Origin of the sequence: Thermoflexibacter ruber, from assembly GCF_900113045.1 — a bacterium.
Classification (GTDB): Bacteria; Bacteroidota; Bacteroidia; order Cytophagales; family Thermoflexibacteraceae; genus Thermoflexibacter; species Thermoflexibacter ruber.
The window spans coordinates 37,924-44,251 of sequence record NZ_FONY01000002.1 but is presented as its reverse complement, the minus strand read 5'-3'; the positions used below and the strand labels follow the sequence as shown (position 1 = coordinate 44,251).

Annotated in this window: 6 protein-coding genes; 3 read left to right on the top strand and 3 right to left on the bottom strand. The window is 38.5% G+C overall.

The window, feature by feature from the left end:
• Positions 1-170: 170 nt before the first annotated feature.
• Positions 171-302, bottom strand: coding sequence for a hypothetical protein (locus BM141_RS23605; RefSeq protein ID WP_262509442.1), 132 nt, complete (start codon positions 300-302; stop codon positions 171-173).
• Between the two features lie 9 nt (positions 303-311).
• Entirely contained in the window at positions 312-1,808 is a 1,497-nt protein-coding gene (locus BM141_RS01275; protein ID WP_091538674.1) for an RNA-guided endonuclease TnpB family protein, read from the bottom strand.
• Positions 1,809-1,999: 191 nt separating this feature from the next.
• Here BM141_RS01275 and BM141_RS01270 point away from each other — a divergent pair, with 191 nt between their 5' ends.
• Positions 2,000-2,587, top strand: coding sequence for a bifunctional nuclease family protein (locus BM141_RS01270; protein WP_091538671.1), 588 nt, complete (start codon positions 2,000-2,002; stop codon positions 2,585-2,587).
• A gap of 3 nt (positions 2,588-2,590) precedes the next feature.
• Positions 2,591-3,382 (top strand): SDR family oxidoreductase, encoded by a 792-nt coding sequence (locus BM141_RS01265; RefSeq protein WP_317039421.1) that lies wholly within the window; start codon positions 2,591-2,593, stop codon positions 3,380-3,382.
• 39 nt (positions 3,383-3,421) lie between these two features.
• On the opposite strand, the gene BM141_RS01260 is transcribed toward BM141_RS01265, so the two are convergent.
• On the bottom strand, positions 3,422-5,005 hold the full coding sequence (locus BM141_RS01260; protein ID WP_091538667.1) for a DUF5723 family protein: 1,584 nt from the start codon (positions 5,003-5,005) through the stop codon (positions 3,422-3,424).
• Positions 5,006-5,092: 87 nt separating this feature from the next.
• On the opposite strand from BM141_RS01260, the gene BM141_RS01255 reads away from it, so the two are divergent.
• Positions 5,093-6,319 (top strand): WG repeat-containing protein, encoded by a 1,227-nt coding sequence (locus BM141_RS01255; protein ID WP_091538663.1) that lies wholly within the window; start codon positions 5,093-5,095, stop codon positions 6,317-6,319.
• Positions 6,320-6,328 lie beyond the last annotated feature (9 nt).

Here is a 6,328-nt window from a genome sequence, read left to right as displayed (position 1 = left end):
AACAGCAGCTTATTTATAGTTTTTAACAAAAAAACTGAAGGATTTTGACCTCAAGCGTTATGTCAAAGAGCATTTTTTTTGTTAAAAAAAGATTTGAAAGTATATTGCAAAGGTAGAATATGCATTATAAATCTAATGCTTTCTCCCCGCCTACGGATGAGCCTGCTACCTTATCGGTATAGGCTTAGGGTTGTTTCGCCAACAAACTTCCTCTTATGAGGAGGAAGACCTACACAAGCACCCGAAGCGTCTATCTCTTTCTGATAGAATACATCTATGATGTAGTTAGAACAAAGATACAATTTTTCTAATTATTCTTCTTCTTTTTTACTCTTTTTTTCTTGCTCCAACTTGAAATAAGTACAATCCTCTTTTTTAGCAACAAAAGTCGTACTTTTAGCAATATTGAAAGCGGCATTGTGGTCGGCATTCTGTCTTTTTTGATATTCTTTACATCGTTCATTTTGGCAGAAAAAGTCTGCTCCCTTCCTATACCCCAATTCTCCGCACACATGACAGGTCTTGCTGGTATGATAAGGGTCTATAGTTGTAACTACAAGTTTGTACTGTTCTGCTTTTTGCTTTATCATATTTTGAAGCTCGTAATAACTCCATTTGCCCAATAAATAATTTCCTTTTTCATCTACCTTATTTTCGTTCCTGCCAAAGCCTTCTAACAATTCTATCTGTATCCTACTTGCTCTACATTGGATGGCAAAATGAATAATTTTTTTGCTTAAAGTATGATTATAAGTTCTTACCCAATTTCTTTCTGCTTTTCTCAGTTTTTCAAGGGCTTTGAGTTTTTTTTCTCTTCCTTTTCCTCCTTTGGTCATAGCAAGGCTTTTTTGTAGTCTTTTCCTATGCTCGTAAAACCTTTGCCTTATGGCTAAAAAATCTTGTTTTGAACCAAGTGAAATTACTCGTAGTCCATCATTACAGGCAATACAAGCGGGAGTACGAATGCCTAAGTCGACTCCTATACTAACATTGGGTAGGCTGGTAGCTTGCTGTTGGGGAATCTTACAAACGAGCAACAAGAAGATTTTATTTTCTTCTATCTTTAGGGACGAGTCTGCTACTTTGTATTCAAAATTCATCACTCTTTCCAAAGTAGTGCGCTTATTTTTATCTTCTCCCATATATTTTGACTGCTTGTATTTTCCTGTAACAATTTCAAACTTTGCTTCCAGAGAATTTAACTCCCAAACAAACTTTTCTCCTTCTTTTTTTATGTAACAAAGTTTCTTTCCCTTATCTGTATTAGCGATTTGTTTATCATCAATAGGAATAGGTATCGTCTTTTTAAAGTTACTAATGGATTTTTCTCCTTTTTTTACCTCCTTCCATTCTTCTTTAAACTTATTTTGTACTGTCTTAACAAGAATACTTACAGAATAAGAGGGGATTTGAGGGTATTCATGGCGTATAAAATTATATGCAAAACTTTCATTTTTTCCATTGTAAAAGATTTTTACTTTTTCTGCAACTTCTATTTTAAGTTCTTTGCGCTTTTGTTTGATTTCTGCGATTTCTTGTGCTATGGTTTCTATTTGCTGAGCATTGAGTTTTTTATTTTTCTTTTTATTCTCCCTATCAAGCATTTCTTTTTCCAGAATTCTATCCGTCTGCATAAATTGATGCTCAAAGGCTTCTACAAAGTGCAGGTGGGACATGAGAAGGTTAGCGGCTTTGAAAACATCTCTATTGATATTTCTCAGATTTCTCCAAACTTCGTTTTGGGCTTCTTTATCCCCTAAGGGTCTTATTTGAAGTTTAACTGTCAAAGTAATAGTATTTAATTGCATAACTCAAAACTTTTTTAGTTCATAAATATATATTTTTTTTGCTTAACAATAAATTATTGCTTAAAAGTCTGTATCTAAAGTTTTTCTATCAACTATCCGTATCTATTCTAAAAAATTGTTGTATTTTAATAATTTTTATAACTTTGCTGTCATTTTATCAAAGTCAAATAGACGAATAAGCATATATCGCTGTGGAAAAAATTAGATTAGAAATACTTGGGCTTTCATCAAGTCAATCACAACAAGGTTCTTTTGCTTTGGTACTGGGCGAGGAAGGTAGGAATCGCCGCTTACCAATCATTATAGGAATGTTTGAGGCACAGGCGATTGCGATTGAGTTAGAAAAAATTACCTCCAATCGTCCTATGACACACGACCTCTTTAAGTCGTTTGCCGAAGCCTTTAATTACAATATTCACGAGATTATCATTTCAGACCTACGCGAAGGCGTGTTTTTTGCCAAGATTATCTGCTCCTCCAATAATTCTTATAGACGTATTGAAATAGATTCTCGTCCTTCTGATGCTATTGCTATTGGTTTGCGTTTCAACGTGCCTATTTATACCTATGAGCATATCCTTTCTGAGGCGGGTATTGTGCTTTCTGATGAGGAAGAGGACGCTCCCAAACGCAAAAGCGAGAAAAAGGCTTCCTCCTCTGGCAGTTTGAAGGAATACTCTACCGAGGAGTTAGAGGAACTACTGCAAGAAGCCTTAGCGGAAGAGAACTACGAAAAGGCAGCCAAAATTCGCGACGAGATTAACCTTCGCAATAAATAAAGTATGATGCAAGGGCAGGTAATATGGATTACAGGTGCTTCCTCAGGAATAGGAGAAGCCTTAGCGTATAGTTTGGCTCGGAAAGGTGCTAAGCTAATCCTTTCTGCTCGTAGAGAAGAGGAACTTTTCAGGGTAAAAAGTGCTTGTCAAAGAGCAGACGGGGATATTTTGGTGCTTCCCTTAGATTTGGAAAAGCAAGCAGAATTTCCAGAAAAAGTAGCCCAAGCTATTGCGCATTTTGCTCACATAGACATTTTGATAAACAACGGAGGCATCAGCCAACGCTCTTTGGCAAAGGATACAGACTTAGCGGTAGATAGGCGAATCATGGAAATAGACTATTTTGGAACGCTTGCCCTTACCAAAGCAGTACTGCCTTTGATGCTCCAAAGAAAATCAGGAAAAATAGTGGTCATTACGAGCTTAGTAGGCAAATTTGGAACGCCACTTAGGTCTGCTTATGCAGCGGCTAAGCACGCGTTGCATGGTTTTTTTGATTCTTTAAGAGCCGAGTGTTGGCAAGAAAACTTAAAAGTGCTAATCGTGTGTCCGGGATTTATCAAAACGCAGGTTTCTATCAATGCCCTTACCGCCAAAGGCGACAAACAAAACAAAATGGACGATGCCCAAGCTAAAGGTATGAGTGCAGAAAAATGTGCTGAGAAAATCATCAAAGCTATCTTAGCAGACAGAGAAGAAGTATATATAGGAGGTAGAGAAATTTATGCAGTTTATCTCAAAAGACTCTTCCCTCAACTTTTCTCTCGCATACTACGAAAAGCCAAAGTAACCTAATATACATAGGGTAGCGTCTGTCATTAATAACACGAAAACCTATCTCGCTTTCCTCAACCTAATCTCATTGATTTTGAACCTAAGAAAACCAGAAGCGAAAGATACAGTCGTTCCCCCTGCAAAATTACTTGCAACATAAGAAGAAATATCGCGTGTCGCAATGCCCATTTCATACCAACGGCGACTTCCGTTATAGGTAATGCCCATTGGGATATTGACCTTGTTGCCTTGATTCCCGCCTGTATTGAAGCCCATGGAAAACTTGAACCAACGATTGACGCGCCAGTCGCCTCCTATACCGTACCACACTTCATTAAAGTTTCCTGAAACATCATTGAGAGGCACGATAACATCAAAACCTATATGAAACGTGCGAAAATACTCATAACTACCGCCAATACGCAGGGTACTTGGCAGCTGGGTGCGTATTTCATTCACCCCATTGAGTTGGAACAGGGACTTATCTCCACCAAAACGTATATTTTCCTCTGAAGCGGCAAATATATTATAAGTATTTAATCCTGAGCCTTCTATCTGTTCCAGTCTTCCATTGCTTAACTTGTAGGCATTCCCTGTCCAGTTAATAGAACCTATGTTGGTCAGAGCAGCCCCAAAATAGAGATTTTTTTTGATAACAAAGTTTATCCCCATATCAAAACCTACTCCTGTACCTACGGGTGTTGCAGCGAGGTATTTCCTGAATCTCGAGGCTCCGACTTCGGGATTGATAAATCCGGGAGCGGTAGGTTTGTCAGGGTCTTCTCCAAAGGTAAGCCCAAAAGTAGGAGAAAGAGAAATATTATCTTGGACTAATTGGTTGTTCTCAGCCAAAAGGTCTATTAAAGCAATCCCTCTAAGCAGTTTTACTCCTCCCCCAATGTGAACGGCTAAATTGTATTGGTCTATGATTTTTGTGCCATAGCTAAAATTGTATTCTCTGTACCAAGCGGCAGATAGACGCGAGTCATTAAGTATCTCCCCGTAGCTTTTAGCATTTTGCGGATTGTTGTAGAAGCCCCCACCGACTACTTGCTCTCTGATTCTATCTGGGAGATTGGGACTATTAGGTATAATTCTTCCATTAGAAAGTTCCACTTCGGGGAAATAGCTTGCGTTGTGTCCTAAAAAAGCTATCTCTGTTACGGTAGGATTTAAACGAGTAAAAAATTGAATCTTATCTCGCATACTAAATGCAAAACCTCCAACTTTTGGAATGCTTAGTCCCACTCCCACAATCATAAAATCTATACTTGCCGCAAGAGCTCGGTTTTGTAACTTTGGAACGGCTCTTGCTTTCTCTTCTAAGGAGAAGTTAAAATCAGAAGGGTTCAATACGGTTTTAATTATATCTCCACGACTAAGCGCACCAGAAAAAAACGAGCTACTTTGCTCAAAAAAGCCTATGGTTAGCAAAGGGTCGCGGAAGCTACGGCGAAAACCCAAATTGGCGGGATTGATACCAATAGTCTGATAGTCAGTAGTAAAGGTAGTAGCTACACCGCGTCCTGTAGCGGTAAAAGCACTCAGGTCGCTCTGTGCGAAGATAGGAGAATGAAAGCATAGGAAAAGGATACAGCTAAAAAATATCGTGAATTTACAATACTGCGTTAGTAACGTCTTCATGTTGATTTAAGTAAAAGTCTATAAAAGTAATAAATACCTCCTTGATTTTCTCTTAAATTTATACAAAAATGTAAACAAAAAAAAAACATGGCGAAAATTATCAACTTTTTGTTTTTTTTCCTACGCTATTTATCAGCTTATTTTTTGATGTTTTTATTTTCTTTTATTCTACTTATTACCCAACCCTCTGCTGCGCAAAAAAATGCAAATGTAAAAAACATGGAACTCTACCCTGCACGCAAAGGAAAAGAATGGGGGTACATGAATAAGCAAAGAGAATGGATAGTACACTGGGGGTATGATGAGGTTCAACCTTTTTCAGAAGATAGAGGAGCTGTCAAATTAGATAATCGCTGGGGATTCGTCAATCAGCAAGGTATTGCTACGATTTCGTTGAGATACGATACGGTTAGCTCCTTCAGCAATGGACTTGCCAAAGTAAGGCAAAACCAAAAAGAAGGCTTTATTAACAAAGAATCCAAAGTGATAGTACCTGTTAAGTATGACAAAGTTAGGGACTTCAAAGAAGGTTTAGCCGCTTTCCAACTCAAAGGCAAATGGGGACTACTCAATATACAAGGTGTAGAGGTAGTAGGAAGTCAGTACGACTATGTTGGGGACTGCAACGAGGGGTTGGTAGTAGTAAATTTTAGTGGGAAAATGGGCTACCTGAACAAACAAGGCAGAGAAATTGGCAGTGGCTATTTTTACCAAGCCGCCTTAGATTTCAAAGAAGGCATTGCCGCAGTCAAAAATAATGATATGTGGGGGTACATTGACAAGTTAGGCAATGAAATAATAGAACCTAAATACGAAGAGGCAAGAAATTTCAGTGAGGGGCTGGGAGCGGTAAAGTCTGGGGGAATGTGGGGTTTCGTGGACAAGCAAGGCAAGGAAATAGTCCCACCAGCCTACAACGAAGTACTGGACTTCAGCGAAGGTTTTGCCGCAGTCAAAAGCAATGACAAGTGGGGTTACATAGACAAAACAGGCAGGTTATTCATTCCGTTTAAGTTCAACATGGCAACCTCGTTCAAAAATGGTTTCTCAGGAGTAATGAGTAAAAAATGGGGCTTGTTGAGTAGCAACGGGAAGGAAATTACTGAATATCGCTATGATGATTTAAAATACATAGGCGAGAACTTGTTTGCCGTCAAAATCAGCGGCAAGTGGGGGTGCATAGATAGCAAAGGCATAGAAGTTATACCTGCCAAATACTTACAGATTTATGACTTTCAGAAAGGCTTGGCAAAAGTGGTTTTCAACAAACTATATGGCTACATAGACAAAGAGGGAACAGAGTATTTTGATTGAGTATGATTC